At 65.6% G+C, this 16,437-nt stretch carries 14 protein-coding genes; 8 read left to right on the top strand and 6 right to left on the bottom strand.

Translation table 11 applies throughout. The annotated features are described in order from the left end of the window. The first annotated feature begins 17 nt into the window (after positions 1-17). Genes HUK72_RS21155 through HUK72_RS21140 form a run of 4 tightly spaced genes read left to right on the top strand, consistent with a single transcriptional unit; the run spans position 18 to position 4,133 of the window. The gene (locus tag HUK72_RS21155) at positions 18-1,598 is read left to right on the top strand and encodes a sodium/solute symporter (protein ID WP_176598558.1); all 1,581 of its coding nucleotides are present in this window, start codon (positions 18-20) and stop codon (positions 1,596-1,598) included. Then, positions 1,571-2,467: a 2-dehydro-3-deoxygalactonokinase gene (locus HUK72_RS21150; protein ID WP_176598557.1), complete on the top strand. Its 897-nt coding sequence runs from the start codon at positions 1,571-1,573 to the stop codon at positions 2,465-2,467. The genes HUK72_RS21155 and HUK72_RS21150 overlap by 28 nt, the downstream gene beginning before the upstream one ends. Beyond that, positions 2,464-3,099, top strand: a complete 636-nt coding sequence (locus HUK72_RS21145) for a 2-dehydro-3-deoxy-6-phosphogalactonate aldolase (RefSeq protein ID WP_176598556.1) — start codon at positions 2,464-2,466, stop codon at positions 3,097-3,099. The genes HUK72_RS21150 and HUK72_RS21145 overlap by 4 nt, the downstream gene beginning before the upstream one ends. Beyond that, entirely contained in the window at positions 3,096-4,133 is a 1,038-nt protein-coding gene (locus tag HUK72_RS21140) for a family 43 glycosylhydrolase (protein ID WP_369806032.1), read from the top strand. The genes HUK72_RS21145 and HUK72_RS21140 overlap by 4 nt, the downstream gene beginning before the upstream one ends. A 21-nt stretch (positions 4,134-4,154) precedes the next feature. On the opposite strand, the gene HUK72_RS21135 is transcribed toward HUK72_RS21140, so the two are convergent. From HUK72_RS21135 to HUK72_RS21115, 5 genes are read right to left on the bottom strand one after another with little or no spacing between them, the layout of a single operon-like run. Beyond that, positions 4,155-5,333, bottom strand: coding sequence for an SGNH/GDSL hydrolase family protein (locus HUK72_RS21135; protein ID WP_176598555.1), 1,179 nt, complete (start codon positions 5,331-5,333; stop codon positions 4,155-4,157). A gap of 30 nt (positions 5,334-5,363) precedes the next feature. Further along, entirely contained in the window at positions 5,364-6,497 is a 1,134-nt protein-coding gene (locus HUK72_RS21130) for a cellulase family glycosylhydrolase (RefSeq protein ID WP_369806031.1), read from the bottom strand. A gap of 13 nt (positions 6,498-6,510) precedes the next feature. Beyond that, complete coding sequence (locus HUK72_RS21125) at positions 6,511-7,647, bottom strand: aldose epimerase family protein (protein ID WP_176598554.1); 1,137 nt, start codon at positions 7,645-7,647, stop codon at positions 6,511-6,513. A 19-nt stretch (positions 7,648-7,666) separates the two neighbouring features. Further along, entirely contained in the window at positions 7,667-8,518 is an 852-nt protein-coding gene (locus HUK72_RS21120) for an SMP-30/gluconolactonase/LRE family protein (protein WP_176598553.1), read from the bottom strand. Beyond that, positions 8,518-10,248: an IlvD/Edd family dehydratase gene (locus HUK72_RS21115; protein ID WP_255325893.1), complete on the bottom strand. Its 1,731-nt coding sequence runs from the start codon at positions 10,246-10,248 to the stop codon at positions 8,518-8,520. Before HUK72_RS21115 ends, HUK72_RS21120 begins: the two co-directional genes overlap by 1 nt. A 6-nt stretch (positions 10,249-10,254) precedes the next feature. Here HUK72_RS21115 and HUK72_RS21110 point away from each other — a divergent pair, with 6 nt between their 5' ends. Next, a complete protein-coding gene (locus tag HUK72_RS21110; protein WP_255325892.1) occupies positions 10,255-12,546 on the top strand; it encodes a TonB-dependent receptor in 2,292 nt (763 codons plus the stop codon). Positions 12,547-12,663: 117 nt separating this feature from the next. On the opposite strand, the gene HUK72_RS21105 is transcribed toward HUK72_RS21110, so the two are convergent. Then, positions 12,664-13,359, bottom strand: coding sequence for a FadR/GntR family transcriptional regulator (locus tag HUK72_RS21105; RefSeq protein ID WP_176598552.1), 696 nt, complete (start codon positions 13,357-13,359; stop codon positions 12,664-12,666). Between the two features lie 225 nt (positions 13,360-13,584). Between HUK72_RS21105 and HUK72_RS21100 the strand changes: the two genes are divergently transcribed. From HUK72_RS21100 to HUK72_RS21090, 3 genes are read left to right on the top strand one after another with little or no spacing between them, the layout of a single operon-like run. After that, positions 13,585-14,721, top strand: a complete 1,137-nt coding sequence (locus tag HUK72_RS21100) for an NAD(P) transhydrogenase subunit alpha (RefSeq protein WP_176598909.1) — start codon at positions 13,585-13,587, stop codon at positions 14,719-14,721. Further along, positions 14,721-15,011: an NAD(P) transhydrogenase subunit alpha gene (locus HUK72_RS21095; protein WP_025549500.1), complete on the top strand. Its 291-nt coding sequence runs from the start codon at positions 14,721-14,723 to the stop codon at positions 15,009-15,011. The genes HUK72_RS21100 and HUK72_RS21095 overlap by 1 nt, the downstream gene beginning before the upstream one ends. A 1-nt stretch (position 15,012) precedes the next feature. Further along, positions 15,013-16,407, top strand: a complete 1,395-nt coding sequence (locus HUK72_RS21090) for an NAD(P)(+) transhydrogenase (Re/Si-specific) subunit beta (RefSeq protein ID WP_176598551.1) — start codon at positions 15,013-15,015, stop codon at positions 16,405-16,407. Positions 16,408-16,437 lie beyond the last annotated feature (30 nt).

Raw genomic sequence — 16,437 nt, 5'->3', positions numbered from 1 at the left:
AAGATTGGGGAGTTGAGATGGGACTGGCGACGATCGACATCAGCGTGGTCGTGATCTACGCGATCGGCATATTCGGCCTCGCGCAATGGGTCAGCCGCGACAAGGCGGGGGCCGGGCCGAAAAACTCGACCGACTATTTCCTGGCGTCGAAGAACCTGCCCTGGTGGGCCATCGGCGCCTCGCTGATCGCGGCGAACATCTCGGCGGAGCAGATCGTCGGCATGTCCGGTTCGGGCTATGCGATCGGCCTCGCCATCGCTTCCTATGAATGGATGGCGGCGGCAACGCTGCTGATCGTCGGCAAATTCTTCCTGCCGATCTTCCTGCGCAACGAGATTTACACCATGCCGCAGTTCCTGGAGCGGCGCTACGGCAACGGCATCCGCACGCTGATGGCGATATTCTGGCTGGTCCTCTACATCTTCGTGAACCTGACCAGCATCATCTGGCTCGGATCGGTCGCGGTGATGAAGGTGGCGGGCGTGAACCAGGACGTGGCTCTGGTCGCGCTCGGCGTCTTCGCCTTGCTCTATCAGCTTCGCGGCGGGCTGAAGGCGGTGGCGCTGACCGACATCGTGCAGGTGACGCTGCTGGTTCTGGGCGGGCTCATCATCGCCGTGCTGACGCTGGGCGAGATCGGCGGGGGCGCAGGCGTCGTCGCCGGTTTCTCGCGCCTGGTCGAACGCGCGCCCGACCATTTCCACATGATCCTCCAGAAAGGCGACCCGCATTATATGGACCTGCCCGGCCTTTCGGTGCTGGTCGGCGGCATGTGGATCGCGAACCTCAGCTATTGGGGCTTCAACCAATATATCATCCAGCGCGCCCTAGCGGCGAAGTCAGTGGACGAGGCGCAGCGCGGCATGCTGTTCGCGGCCTTCCTGAAGCTCATCATGCCGATCATCATCGTGCTGCCGGGCATCGCCGCCGTCGTCCTGGCGCCCGACCTCGCCAAGCCGGACGAAGCCTATCCGACGATGATGCGGCTGCTGCCGCCGGGCCTGCTGGGCCTCGTCTTCGCGGCGCTGGTGGCGGCGATCATCGCGTCCACCGCCTCGAAGATCAACTCGATCGCCACCATTTTCACGCTCGACGTCTGGGCCAAGTTCCGCAGGATGGAGGAACCCGGCGAAAGGCGGGAACGCCATCTGGTGCTGGTGGGCCGCGTCGCCGCCGCGATCGCGATCGTCATCGCCATCCTCACGGCGCGGCCGCTGGTCGGCTCCAGCGAGCAGGCATTCCAGTTCATCCAGGAGTTCACGGGCTTCTTCACGCCGGGCATCACCGTGATCTTCCTGCTCGGCCTGTTCTGGCGGCGCGCCAATGAGCCGGGCGCGATCACGGCGGCGGTGGCATCGGTGGCGCTGTCCTGGGGCTTCAAGCTCTGGGCGCCGGAGGTCCCCTTCCTCGACCGCATGGGCCTGGTCTTCCTCGCGGCGCTGGCGCTGGCGGTCGCCGTCTCCCTCGCCACCCCGGCGCGGCGCGACAAGGACAGCATAGCGACCGGGGACGTGCGCTATGCCACCTCAACCGGGTTCAATGCAGGAGCGATCGCGGTGATTCTGGTGCTTTGCGTCCTCTACGCGGTGTTCTGGTGAGCGGCGCGGCGTTCATCGCGGTCGATTGGGGCACGACCAACCGCCGCGCCTATCTGATCGAGGGTGGCGAGGTCGTCGCGACCGAGCGCGACGATATGGGCATCCTCTCGGTTCCGGCGGGCGGCTTTCCCGCAGCCGTGGCGGGACTGCGCGAGCGCCATGGCGGGCTACCCATGCTGCTCGCGGGCATGGTCGGCTCCAACCGGGGATGGCATGATGCGGGCTATGTGCCCGCTCCGGCTTCGCTGGCGGACCTTGCGGCGCGCCTCGTCTCGCCCGAAGAAGGCGTCGCCATCGTGCCGGGCGTCTGCCGCGACGGCGACGAGCGGCAGGACGTCATGCGCGGCGAGGAAGTGCAGCTTCTGGGCGCGGTCGCGGCGGGGCTGGCCCCCGGCGACGCGCTGCTGTGCCAGCCGGGCACCCATGCCAAATGGGCAGTGATGCAGGACAGCGCGCTTGCCGACTTCACCACCGCCATGACCGGCGAGATGTTCGCGCTGCTGAAGGGTCACGCGCTGATCGGCAGCGAAATGACCGGCGAGGTCGACGCGGATGAGGATTTCCGCAAGGGCGTCGAAGCCAGCGCCGACCGGGACTTGCTTTCCGCCCTGTTCGGCGTGCGCGCCGCGGCGGTGCTGGGCAGACGCGCGCCCGGCGCGGCGGCCGGCTATGTCAGCGGCCTGCTGCTCGGCAGCGACTGCCGGGCACGGATCACGCAGCCGGGGCAGCAGGTCCATCTGCTTGCCGACGGCCTGCTTGCGCGACTTTATTCCGCCGCCATCGCCATCGCCGGAGGGCAAGCTGTCGTCGTCGACAGCCACGCCTCCTTCGTCGCCGGCATCACCCGCATCTGGGACATCAAAGCATGATCGATTTTTCCGACGCCTTCTCGCAACTTCCGCTCGTCGCCATCCTGCGCGGCATCCGCCCCGATGAGGTGGAGGCGGCCGCCGACGCGCTGGTTGAAGCGGGCTTTCGCCTGATCGAAGTGCCGCTCAATTCGCCCGATCCGTTGCTCAGCATCGAAAAGCTGGCGCGCCACGTCGAGGATGCCGCCATCGTCGGCGCAGGCACGGTGCTGACCGTCGATCAGGTGGCGCTGGTGCAGGATGCCGGCGGCGCGATGGTGGTTTCGCCCAACACCGACATCGCCGTCATTGCCGAGACCGCCCGGCGCGGCATGGTCTCGCTGCCCGGCTATTTCACGCCGAGCGAAGCCTTCGCCGCGCTCGCGGCGGGCGCGCGCGGGCTCAAGCTGTTCCCGGCGGAGGCGGCGACCCCCGCCGTGGTCAAGGCGCAGCGGGCGGTGCTGCCCAAAGAGGTGCCGCTGCTGGTGGTCGGCGGCATCACGCCGACCAATATGGAACCCTGGCGTCAGGCGGGCGCGGACGGTTTCGGGCTGGGATCGGCGCTTTATCGCGTCGGCGCGACCACGGAAGAGATCGCCGCCAACGCCCGCGCCTTCGCGCAAGGCTGGGCCGGACGGGAGGACCGCTCGTGATCCGCGCCTTCGCTCCCCTGACGCTGACTCCCCTGACTCTGGCCGCCATGCTGGCGCTTGGCGGCTGCGCCACCGCCAGCACGCAGCAGGCCGCCCCGACGCTCGCCAATCCGCTGCTGTCGAGCGGGCCTGACCCGTGGATCGTCCATCATGGCGCGACCTTCTATTTCCTGGGCACCAAAGGCGACCGCATCGCCATCCGCCAGACCAATGATCTCGCGAAACTGGCCGACGCGCCCGAGCATGTGATCTGGACCCCGCCTGCCAGCGGCCCCAATGCGATCTCCATCTGGGCGCCGGAGCTGCACCGGCTCGACGGCAAATGGTATGTCTATTACACCGCCGCAGAGGCCGGGCATGATGACGATGCCCATCGCGGCGTCTTCGTGCTGGAGAATGCGAACGCCGATCCGCTGAAAGGCGAATGGATCGATCGAAGGCGCGTCAACACGCGCATGACGGGTCTGGACGGCACCGTGTTCGAGCATGGCGGCCAGCGCTATTTTGTTTATTCGGCCTATGACGGGCCGGACAGCGTGCTCGCCATCGCGCCGATGACCAATGCATGGACGCTCGGCCCCGGCGAAACGGTGATCGCGCGCCCCGACCAGCCGTTCGAGCGTCAGGGCGGACGGCAGATATTGGAGGGTCCGGAATTTCTGCCCGGCCCCAAGGGCGACCTGTTCCTCACCTATTCGGCCAGCGCCTGCTGGTCGGACGATTATGCGCTCGGCCTGCTTCACGCCAAGCCCGGCAGCGATCCCATGAACCCGGCAAGCTGGACCAAGTCGCAGCGCCCGGTGCTGGCCAAGGCGCCGCAGAACAATGTCTATGCGACCGGCCACAACGGCTTCTTCACGACCGAGGGCGGCAGGCAGACATGGATCGTCTATCACGCCAATGACGGCGCGGACCGGAAATGCACCGCCGCGCGCTCCCCCCGCGTGCAGCGTATGGAATGGAGCCAGGACGGGATGCCGATCTTCCCTGTGCCCTCCCGCGCGGGCGAGCCGGTCTCCGCCCCAGCGCCGTGACCCGGACGGCCCTCGCCTGCTTCAATTTGCCGGGCGGAGCGCCGAAAGATTCACCGCATCCCCCATGGCGCGCAGGCCCGCGTCATTGGGGTGGAGGTGGTCGCCCGGATCATAGTCGGGTCGCAAGTCGGCAGGCGACGCCGGATCGCGCACCGCCGCGTCGAAATCGACCACATCGTCGAAAATCTCCCCGCTCCGGATCGCGGTATTCACCTCCTGCCGCGTCTGCTCCTTGGCGGGCGACATATAGCCCGCATGGAGCGCGGGCGTCATGGTCCCGCCGATCACCCTGATCCCCAGCGCATGGGCCCGCGCCACGAACTGGCGATAGCCCTGGACGAGCTGGTCGGGCGTCGTCGCCTCCGGGCCGCTGTCTTTGCCGGCACCGATGTCGTTTATGCCCTCCAGGAAGATCACTTGGGTGACATTGGGCACGCTCGCCACGTCGCGCCAGAAGCGGTCGAGCGCGGAGGTCGCCCGGCCCCGGCGCAGCACGCGATTGCCGCTGATGCCCATATTGACGACGCCGCAGCGCCGGGCAGAGGGCAGCGCCGCCAGACGCTCGGCCAGACGGCCCGGCCAGCCGCGGGTCTGCGGCGAAAGGCCAAGGAAGCCGTCGGTGATCGAATCCCCGAAGGCGACCACGGTGCAGGGCGCCCGCTTTGCCCGCACCGACGCGAGCGAGAGATAGGAGCGCACCTTGATCGGCGTGAACTGCGGCTCGGCCCCGGCGGGCGCGAACGCCATTTCCAGTCCGAGGTTGGTGCGCGCAGGCCGCGTCGGCGTCGTGAAGGTGACGCTGACGATCACGTCCTGCCCGACGCGGAACGGCGCGGCCAGCGGATCGCTGACGACCGTATGTCCCTCGGGCAGCGCGATCCCGGACTTGCCTGAGAAAGTGAGCGGGCGGAGCGGATTGGCGCCGATCTCCGTGCCCATGGCCGCCGACGGATCGGCAATGCTGACCGCCGCGATCGCCAGCGGCCTGTCCCCTTCCGCATTGCTGAAACTGAGCTGCAACGCGTCGCCCGCTTGCGTCAGCCGCACCCGGTACCGATAGGTGCCGGGCGGCTGTTCAGGCTCCCGCGCATCGCTATCGGCCGGAGCATAGCCCCACGCCCCTGCCCACACCGGCGCGGCATGGGCAGGGACGGATAGCGCAAGGCCGCAGAAAGCGGCTAATAGCGGGACGGTGCGCATGCAGCTCTCTCCTCGGACCGGCTGACCGGCTTATTTCTTCGCGGGCACGACGCCCTTGGGCGCCTTGGCCAGCGAGCGGATCAGGTCGGTTTCGGCCTGGCGATAGGGCGTGCCGTCATTGCGGAAGACCTCATGGAACCAGATGGTCGGCTCGTCCTGGGTATAGGGCTTTTTCCACGAATCCCACGGCAGGCGGGTCTGCGTCCTGCCGTCGACGAAGCCCCAGTTCATCATCGCCACATTCTCGCGCTTGCCGATCGGCAGCGAGCCGTCGAAGGTCGAGCCATTGCCCCGCGCCATATATTCGGTGCACAGAATCGGACGGCCATAGATTTTGAGCTGGTTTACGCGGTCCTGGAATTTCTCCGGCCAGTTATAGTCGTGGAAGGAGATCACGTCCGACTGGCTGAGCTGCAGCTTCTCCATCGGCGTCAGCGCGCTTTCGGTCTTCCAGTCGTCATGCTGCCACACGCCCGAGGTGAGCGGCTGCGTCGGGTCCACGTCACGCGCCCAGCCATAGACTTTGGTGAGCAGGGCAAGGACCAAAGGCTGCTTGCCTTCCTGGCCCTTATACTGGTCGGCGCCATTGTCCGGCTCATTCCACAGATCCCAGCCAAGCACGCGGTCGTCCTTCGCGAAGGCGCCGATCACGCCCTGCACATAGGCCTTCAGGCGCGGTTCCTGCGCCGGATCCCGCAGCGCGGGCAGGCCGGGGCTCTGGACCCAGCCGGAATTATGGACGCCGGGGATGGGCGGGCGCTGCGGGCCGAGCACTGGATTGGGGTCCCAGCAACTATCGAACAGCACGAACAGCGGCTTGATCTTGTGCTTCGCCGCGATCGTCAGGAACTGGTCGATGCGCTTCTTGAAGCCTTCCGGGTCCTGCTGCCAGAGCTGATCGTGCAGGAACACGCGCATGGTGTTCATGCCGATGCCCTCCGCAAGACCCAGCTCATGGTCGATTCGCGCAGGGTCCCACGTCTCCGCCTGCCACATCTCAAGCTGGTTGATGGCGTTGGCGGGCGCATAGTTGGAGCCGACCAGCCAGGGCTGCTTGGCGTACCAAGCCTTGGCTTCTGCAGGGGTCCATTGCGGCCGGGCATCGGCAGGCATGGCGGTCAGCGCGGCGACAGAGGCCAGCAGGCAGATGGCGAGAGCTTTCACGAACAGTCCCCTCTTATTGTGCGACGAAGAATTTGTAGGTCATGACGTTCCGGTAGGTCTTGCCCGGATCGAGGCGGACCGACGGAAATTGCGGCTGGTTCGGGCTGTCCGGGAAAAGCTGCGGCTCGAACACCAGCGAGTCGCCCTCGCGGTAGATTTGCCCGGCCTTGCCAACGATCGTGCCGTCCATGAAATTGCCCGAATAAAATTGCAGGCCCGGCTGGTTCGACCAGAGTTCGAAGCCGCGACCGGACGCGGGTTCGGTGACGCGGGCCATCAGATGCTGGTCTTTGGTGACGGCGTTTCCGACCACCCAATTATGGTCATAGCCGCGTCCGTAGCGGATCTGCTCGTCGCCGCCTTCGCGCACCCGCGCGCCGACCGGGGTAGGCTGGCGGAAATCGAACACGGTGCCCGCGACGCTGCGGTGCTGACCAAACGGAATGGAAGTCGCGTCGGTGGGCGTGAAGCGATCCGCCGGGATGGTCAGCACATGGTCCATCGCCGTGCGGCCCGGCCCCGCGAGGTTCCAATAGGCGTGGTTGGAAATGTTGACCACGGTCGGCCTGTCCGTGGTCGCGGTGTAGCTGATCGTCAGAACATTCTGCTCGTCCAGCGCATAGGTCGCGTCGGTGGTCAGCGTGCCGGGATAGCCCTGATCGCCGTCGGGGCTGACATAGCGCATGGTGACGCTCACTACGCCGCCCGCTTTCTGGCCCTGCTTCACCTCGCGGATCGTCCAGACGACCTTGTCGAAACCCTTGGTGCCGCCATGCAACGAATTGGGACCGTTGTTGACGGGCACTGCATAGGCCTTGCCATCGAAGCTGAACTTGCCCTTGGCGATGCGGTTGGCGACCCGGCCCACCGTGGCACCGAAGAACTGGCCGTCATTCGCATAGCCCGCCAGATCGTCATAGCCGACCGCGATGTCCACCGCCTTGCCGTCGCGGCCCGGCATCATCACCGACTGGATCGACGCGCCCAGCGTCATCACGCGCACCGACATGCCCTTGGCGTTGGTGAGCGTCACCGCCTCTACCGCCGTGCCGTCGGGCATCCGGCCGAAGGTCTCGCGCCGGGCCTCGGCCGCCAGCGCGGAAGTCGACACCGCGCCCAGCAGGGCGACGGCGGTCATGGTCCTGAGCATCGTCTCTCCTCTCGAAACTTCAGTCTTGGTAAAGGAATGGGGGAAGCCCGCGGCAACCCGGATCGATCTCGAACAGCGCGCCGCCCTGCGCTTCCTCGACGCCATCGGCCGCGCTGGTGACATATATCCGGTCGAGGTTTGGGCCACCGAACACGCAATTGCTGATCTGGCTTGCGGGCAGCGCGATGCGGCGGACCGGCGTGCCGTCCGGCGCGAAGCGGGTGACGCAGGAGGCGCCCCAGCACGCGACCCAGAGATACCCCTCGGCATCGAAGGTCATGCCGTCCGGCGCGCCCCAGCCCGCCTCGAAGCTGATGAACGGTTCGCGCTTGCCAAGCGTCCCATCCTCCAGCGCATAGCGGAAGATCACGCCCATCGCGCTGTCGGTGTGCAGCAGGAACCGCCCTTCGGGATCGATCGTAGGGCCGTTGGGAATCGTATAGGGCGTGGCGTCGGCGCGAGTGAAAGCGCCCTTCGCGAAGCGGTGGAAAGCCCCTGTCGGCACATCGCAAGCGAAGGGCATCGTGCCCAGCCAGAGGCGACCCTGCGCATCAGCGGCAGCGTCGTTGACGCGGTTGGCCTCCGGCTCGCCGGGAATGGCTGCCAACGTCTCGCAGGAAAAGGGATCGAGCGACACGCTGGCGACCGAACGGCCGATCCCGGCCACGAAGCCGCCGCTGGCCCGGCCGATGATCCAGCCGACGACATCCGGCGTTTCCCAGCTCTCGACCTGCCCGGTGGCGGGCGTCAGGCGGTTGATCCGCTTGCCGAGAATATCGGTCCACAGCAGCACGCCATCGCGGACCGACCAGAACAGCCCCTCGCCCAGAATATCCACGCGGTCGCGGGCGATGACGCGCACGTGATCCATCAGTGGCTGTCCCTCGGCAATCCGCGCGTCTGGGCGATGCGCTGATATTTTTCGGAGCCTTCCAGGATCGCGCCGGTCGCGAACTGGCCGACCAGGCTGCGCTGAATTTCCTGCCAGGGCGTCTGCGATTCAGGCGTGACGGCGCGTTCGATCTCCGCAAGTTCCTCCCGCCGACGGGCGATCTCCGCATCATCGACCAGCATGTCCGCGCTGCGGTTCTTAAGGTCGATGCGCACCCGGTCCCCAGTGCGCAGCAGCGCGAGGCCACCGCCGACCGCCGCCTCCGGCGAGGCGTTGAGGATGGAGGGGCTGCCCGACGTGCCGGACTGCCGCCCGTCACCGATGCAGGGCAAGGCGTGGATGCCAGCGCGGATCAACGCTGTGGGCGGACGCATGTTCACCACTTCGGCGCCGCCCGGATAGCCGACCGGCCCCGCCCCGCGAATGACGAGGATGCAATTCTCGTCAATGCCAAGGCCCGGGTCGTCAATGCGCTGGTGATAATCCTCCGGCCCGTCGAACACGACGACGCGGCCTTCGAACCTGTCGGGATGCTCGGGATCGGAGAGATAGCGGCTACGGAACTCCTCCGAGATCACCGACAGCTTCATCACGGCGCCCTCGAACAGATTGCCGCTGAGGACGGCCAGCCCGGCCGCCTGCTTCAGCGGGCGCTCGAACGGCCGGATCACATCCTCGTCATGGATTTTCGCGCCCGCCAGATTCTCCGCGACGGTGCGGCCATTGGCGGTGAGCGCATTGCCGTCGATCAGACCCGCCTTGAGCAATTCGCCCATCACAGCGGGCACGCCGCCCGCGCGGTAATAATCCTCGCCCAGATATTCGCCGGCGGGCTGGAGGTTCACCAGCAGCGGCACGTCGGCCCCCTGCTCCTCCCAATCCTCCAGCGTCAGTTCGACGCCGATATGGCGGGCGATGGCGTTGAGGTGGATCGGCGCATTGGTCGACCCGCCAATGGCCGAATTCACCCGGATCGCATTGAGGAAAGCCGTGCGGGTGAGGATGTCGGAGGGCTTGCGGTCGGCCTTCACCATCTCGACAATGACGCGCCCCGTCTCCCAGGCGCATTCTTGGCGGTCGCGATAGGGCGCGGGGATCGCCGCCGATCCGGGCAGCGACATGCCCAGCGCTTCGGCCAGCGAGTTCATCGTCGTCGCCGTGCCCATCGTGTTGCAATAGCCGGTCGAGGGCGAGCCCGAAGCGACCAGCTTCAGGAAGCCCTGATAGTCCAGCTCGCCCTTCGCCAGCATCTCGCGCGCTTTCCAGATGATGGTGCCTGCGCCGGTGCGCTTCCCCTCATGCCAGCCGTTGAGCATCGGACCGACCGACAGCGCGATCGCGGGAATGTTCACCGTCGCCGCCGCCATCAGCGCGGAGGGCGTGGTCTTGTCGCAGCCGATCGTCAGCACCACGCCATCCATCGGATAGCCGTAGAGCAGCTCGACGAGACTGAGATAGGCCAGGTTGCGATCAAGGCCCGCGGTCGGCCGCTTGCCGGTTTCCTGTAGCGGATGGCTCGGAAATTCGATCGGGATGCCGCCCGCGTCCCGGATACCCGCCTTGATCCGCTCGGCAAGAACCAGATGATGGCGATTGCACGGCACCAGATCGCTGCCCGACTGGGCGATGCCGATGATCGGGCGGCCCGACTGCATCTCCTCGATCGAAAGGCCATAATTCAGATAGCGCTCCAGGTAGAGCGCCGTCATGTCAGGATGGCTGGGATCGTCGAACCATGCGCGGGAGCGCAGCTTCGGGCCCGGTTCGATCTTGCTGTCATCAGCGGAAGAAATGTTCGCCTCCCATCCATTTTACCCGATTCGGCCGGCCGCGCCTATCGCGGCACTGTTTCGGACAAGACCAGCTATACCGGCGGCATCCTCGTGTCGAACCGCTGGGATGCGGGCGATGGCGAAATGGGCCTGCTGGTCGACGTTTCCTATGGGCGCAACAATTTCAGCCGGCCGATCTCCTTCAACTGCGATCCGCGGTCGAGCAATCATGGCCCGGCGGGCGCAGCCAATGTCGTCCTGCCCACCTGCGTCGGCGGCCTGACCGATACCGGCCACAACACCCGCCCGCAGATCAACGCCGCCTTCCAGTGGCAGATCACCCCGGAACTGCAATTCTATCTCGATGGCCTCTACACCGGCTATCGCTCGACCTTCGCGACGAACTTCATCTTCTCCGACCTGTTCGCCGGCAGCTCGATCACCAATGCGGTCGCAGGGGACGATTGCTTCACCGCCAATGTGGCGGATAACGGCTTCCCCGGCGGCGGCAACGTCGAGAATCTGTGCATCGGCAAGTCGGCCACCTTCAACGGCGTCGACGTGCTCACCAGCACCCAGGCGAAGAAACAGCGCACCGACCAATATGTCTTCGGCGGTGGTCTCAAATGGGACAGCGATGTCGTGCATCTGGTCTTCGACGGCAGCTATATCCAGTCGAAGAATTCGAACCGCGCGATCATCGTCGACACTGCCAAGCATGGCGCGTCGGTGGATATCATCGTCGACGACAACGGCCATGGCACCACCGTGATGCAGGGCGATCCGCTCGGCAATCCGGACGGCTTCGTCTTCGCGAACTCGCTGTTCCAGGATCTGAACAAGTCGAACAGCCGCCAATATGCCTTCAAGCTCGATTCCGCCTTCGACATCGACAGCAATTTCCTGCGTCAGTTCCAGGTAGGCCTGCGCTATTCCGACCGCGCCGGTTCCTTCCGGGCCTTTGCCGGCGGGCCGGGCTTCCCGGGGCCGAACCGCGGCACGCTGGTCTCCTCGGTGGGGCTGCCGTCGGACTTCATGGTGCGTTCGCCGGACTCGATCCCGTACATCAACAACGGATCGCACTGGTACACGCCGAACGCGGACTATCTGCTGAGCAACACGGATGATCTGCGCGCGCTCTACGGCGCCCCGGCGGGCGATCCGGCCTGGGACCCGACGCGCAACTATGACGCTTCGGAAAAGACCTGGGCGGCTTATATCCAGGGCAAATATCAGATCGATCTGGGCGGTTCGTCACTGATCGACGGCCTTGTCGGCGTTCGACTGGTCGACACGAAGCGCACGCTGGACGGCACCTCGCGCCTGATCGGCGCGGGTCCGGGCGGCGCCGACCTGTTCGATCCGGTCAGCCGCAACACCCGCGACTTCTATGCCCTGCCGAACGCCAGCATCCGCTTCCGCGTCACGCCGGAACTGCAGTTCCGCGCCAACTATGCCAAGACCGTGGCGCGTCCGACCTTTGGCGATCTCAATCCTGGCCTGTCGCTGGCGGCGCCGGGCGGCAACCCGAACGTCATCCTGGCCGGTTCGGGCGGCAACCCGGACCTTAAGGCGCAGATGTCCGACAATTTCGACGTGACGGCGGAATATTATTTCGGACGTTCCAGCTATGTGTCGGTCGCGGGCTATTACCGCAAGCTCAAGGACCGCGTCGCGCCGTCGACCTCGATCCAGGTCATCGACGGCAACACCTATCAGATCGTCCAGCCGCGCAATCTCGGTTCCTCGAAGCTCAAGGGCATCGAAGTGGCGGGCCAGGCCTTCTTCGACTTCCTGCCTGAAGGTTTCGACGGTTTCGGCGTGATGGGCACCTTCACGCTGGCGGACAGCGAAGTCACCACCCCCGGCGATCTGCTGGAGGGCAAGGAACTGCTCGGCGTCTCCAAATATAGCTACACCGCCGGCGCGCTCTACGAGAAGTACGGCATCACCGCCCGCGTCGTCTATACGTGGCGCTCGGGTTATAATGAGACGCTGTTCGGTGCCGGTACCCTCACAAGTCCGGACTTCAGCAGCCAGTTCAACAAGGTCAAGTCCAATGGCCGCCTCGACTTCTCGGTCGGCTATGACGTGACCCCGAACATTACCGTGACGGTGGACGGCGTGAACGTGAACGGCGGCAAATATTACAGCTATTTCGACTCGCCCGCCTTCCCGCACGACATCCGCATCGACGACAAATTCTACGGTGCGAGCATCCGCGTGAAATATTGACGCTATTCATCCGGGGGCGGGGCGGACTGCACGCCGCCCTACCCCTCCAATGCCCCCGGTTGATCGGGCGGAACGGTTTTTGGCCGTTCCGCCCTTTTTTTCATGATGGCGGCTGCCTCAGATCGCGGCGTCGAGCTGGCGCATGATCTCGCGACGTCGTCTTTGGGCTTCGAACCGGGCACGCTCCGGGTCGCCATCGAGGATCGCGGCGATGATGGCCCGCCTTTCCCGTTTCCAGCGCTGCTTGCCGTCGCTTCCGCCATAGACCGGCCCGCGGGGATATTCGGCATAATGGTGCACGGCCACGCGGGAAAGCAGCTCCATGAGCGGGCGGTCGACCATCAGGTAAAGAATGTCGAGCATGCTTTGATCGAAGGCGCCGCGCTGACGCGCCGTGTTGCGCCCGTCGATGGATTTGACGAGCGCCGCGAGTTTCTGCCGGAGCTCGTCATTTGTCGCCCGCGCCGCCGCCGCCATGAGTTCGCAATCGAGCAAGGTGATGATGTCGATCGCCTCGGGATGCGCCGAATGATGCAGCGCCAGGAAGCCCGAAATGGCCTGGCTCAACCCCTCCGCATCGGGCCGCGTCCCGTAATAGCCTCCGCCGGGCCCGCGGCGGACCTTCAGAAAGCCTTCATGCTCCAGCACGCGCGCGGCCTGCTGCACGGTGACGATGCCCACCCCCAAAGCTTTCGCCAGGTCCGGCAGCGATCCGATCTGCGCCTCGGGCGGTTGCGCCACGATCATGTCGCGCAGCTTCGCCACGGCAGCCGTCACCAATCCTTCACGGGAATTTTGCTTGCGGCTGCTCATCTTGCTCCTCGTTCGGCGTCCGACGCCCATAGCGAATTTGAGCGCCAAAGGGCACTCCTGGCGCGATCTTTTATATAACATGCATATTAATGGTTTGATTCTTTCCCATTTGCCATTATTGGAACGGCTAGCGGTCGATAATGGGCACATTTAAGGCAAAGGCAGGGACAGCGGGCGGCTTCGGCCGAGCGAGGGCCTTGTCAGCGCATGACGAGGGTGGATGGAGTGAAGATCGGCATATTGAAAGAGATGGCGCCCGATGAGCGCCGCGTTTCCGGCACGCCGGAGACAGTCAAGAAGTTCAAGGCTCTCGGGGCCGAGGTCGCGGTGGAGACGGGCGCTGGCCTGACCGCCGCCATTTCCGACGCAGACTATGCCGCCATGGGCGCGACCGTGGCGGACCGCGCCGCGACGGTGGCGGGGGCCGACATCATCCTGGGCGTGCAGGGGCCGGACGTGGCCAGCATCCCGGGCGCCAAGCCCGGCGCCTGGATCGTCGCGGGCCTTAATCCCTTCGTCGAGCGGGCGCGGATCGACGCCTATGCGGCTGCGGGGTTCGAGGCGCTGGCGATGGAATTCATGCCGCGCATCACCCGCGCGCAGTCGATGGACATCCTCTCCTCGCAGTCCAACCTTGCCGGTTACAAGGCGGTGCTGGACGCGGCAGCTGAATATGGCCGCTCCTTCCCGATGATGATGACGGCGGCGGGCACGGTGTCTCCGGCCAAGGCCTTCATCATGGGCGTCGGCGTCGCGGGCCTTCAGGCAATCGCGACCGCCAGGCGCCTGGGCGCGCAGGTCTCCGCGACCGACGTGCGCTCCGCGACCAAGGAGCAGATCGAGAGCCTGGGCGCCAAGGCGATCTTCGTGGAGAGCGTCGCCGGGATCGAGGGCGAGGGCAAGGGCGGCTATGCCACCGAAATGTCCGAGGATTATCAAAGGGCGCAGGCCGAACTGGTGTCCGGCCATATCGCCAAGCAGGACATCGTCATCACCACGGCGTTGATCCCTGGCAAGCCCGCGCCGCGCCTGATTACCGACGCGCAGATCGCGTCGATGAAGCCGGGCAGCGTGATCGTCGACCTCGCCGTCGAGCAGGGCGGCAATGTCGAGGGCGCGGTGCTGGGCGAAGTGGTCGAGCGGCACGGCGTCAAGATCGTCGGGCACAAGAATGTGCCCTCTCGCCTGGCCGCCGACGCATCGGCCTTGTTTGCGCGCAACCTCTATAACTTCCTCTCCGCCTTCTGGAACAAGGACCAGAACGCGCCGGTGCTGGACGAGGAAATCGGCAACGCCATCCGCGTGACGCAGGGTGGGAAAGTCGTCAGCGAGAGGCTGCTTCAATTGACGGGGGCACTGTAATGAGTTCGCTTAATCCCGATTATCTGTTCGTCTTCATCCTGGCGGCCTTTGTCGGTTTCCAGTTGATCAAGAAGGTGTCGCCGCTGCTGCATTCGCCGCTGATGTCGCTGACCAATGCGATCGCGGCGGTGGTGATCGTGGGGGCGATCAGCATCACGGGCGAGGAAGGCGCGACGCCGCTGGCGAAGACGCTGGGCTTCGTCGCTGTGTTCTGCGCGACGGTGAACCTGGTCAGCGGTTTCATGATCACCGACCGCATGCTCAAGATGTTCAAGCCGCGGGGGAAGTGAGATGAACGCATTCGTACCCTTTGCGGCGATCATCGCATCGTCGCTGTTCATTCTGGCGCTGATGTGGATGAGCCATCCCACGACAGCCCGCCGTGGCGTGCGTGCCGGTGAGATCGGCATGCTGGTCGCCATTATCGGCGCGCTGGTCCAGCATGAGGTGGTCGACTATAATCTCATCATCATCGCGATGATCGCGGGCGCGGCGGCGGGCATTCCGATGGCGCTGCTGATGCCGATGACCGCGATCCCGCAGCGGACCGCGATCAGTCACGCCTTCGGCGCGCTGGCGGTCGGCCTGATCGGTGCGGCGGAATATTACAAGCACGCCCATGCCGAATATGCGGGCGGCTTCATCATGTGGGCGCTGATGTTCGAGATGCTGCTGGGTTTCCTGACCTGCACCGCATCGGTCATCGCCTTTGCCAAATTGCAGGAGATCATGGGCAGCCGGCCAGTGTCCTTCGTCGGTCAGCGCGTGCTGAACGGCGGCGTGGCGCTGGCGACGGTGGTGATCGGGGCCATGCTGGCGATCGATCCGACGCAGACCTGGCTGTTCCCGGCCTTCGTGGCGCTGGCGCTGCTGTTCGGTATCCTGCTGGTGATCCCGATCGGCGGGGCGGACATGCCGACCGTCATCGCGCTGCTCAACAGCTATGCCGGTCTGGCGGCGAGCGCCATGGGCTTTGCCCTGGGCAACAAGCTGCTGATCGTGGCGGGCGCGCTGGACGGGGCGTCGGGCTTCATCCTGGCGGTCATCATGTGCAAGGCGATGAACCGCAGCTTCGCCAACGTCATGTTCGGCGGCTTCGGCAAGGTCGTGGCGGGCGCGGCGGGCGGCAAGGACGATCGCGTGGTCCGTTCGGCTTCGGCCGAGGAAGCGGCGATGCAGTTGGAGAACGCCAGCAACGTCGTCATCATTCCGGGCTATGGCATGGCCGTGGCGCAGGCCCAGCACAAGGTCAGCGAACTCTATCAGGCGCTCACCAAGAAGGGCGTCGACGTCAAGTTCGCGATCCATCCGGTCGCGGGCCGCATGCCCGGCCATATGAACGTGCTGCTGGCCGAGGCCAACGTGCCCTATGAGCAGTTGATCGAGCTGGACGACATCAACCCCGAACTGCCGCAGACGGACGTGGCGCTGATCATCGGCGCGAACGACACGATCAACCCGTCGGCGCGCGACGATCCGCAGAGCGCGATCGCGGGCATGCCGATCATCGAGGCGGACCGGGCCAAGTCGGTGTTCGTGATCAAGCGCTCCATGAACGCGGGCTTCGCCGGGATCGACAATCCGATCTATTATAACAGCAACACCCAGATGCTGTTCGGGGACGCCAAGGACATGGTCGGCACCATCGCCAAGGAACTGGCGGGCGGGGGATCAGGGCTGCACTGATCGGGTGCGCCCACCGACCGGGAAAAGGAA

The organism is Sphingobium sp. 15-1, from assembly GCF_013375535.1.
Lineage (GTDB): Bacteria > Pseudomonadota > Alphaproteobacteria > Sphingomonadales > Sphingomonadaceae > Sphingobium > Sphingobium aromaticivastans.
Note: the sequence above shows the minus strand (reverse complement) of the source record. Positions and strands in the feature narration are given on the sequence as shown.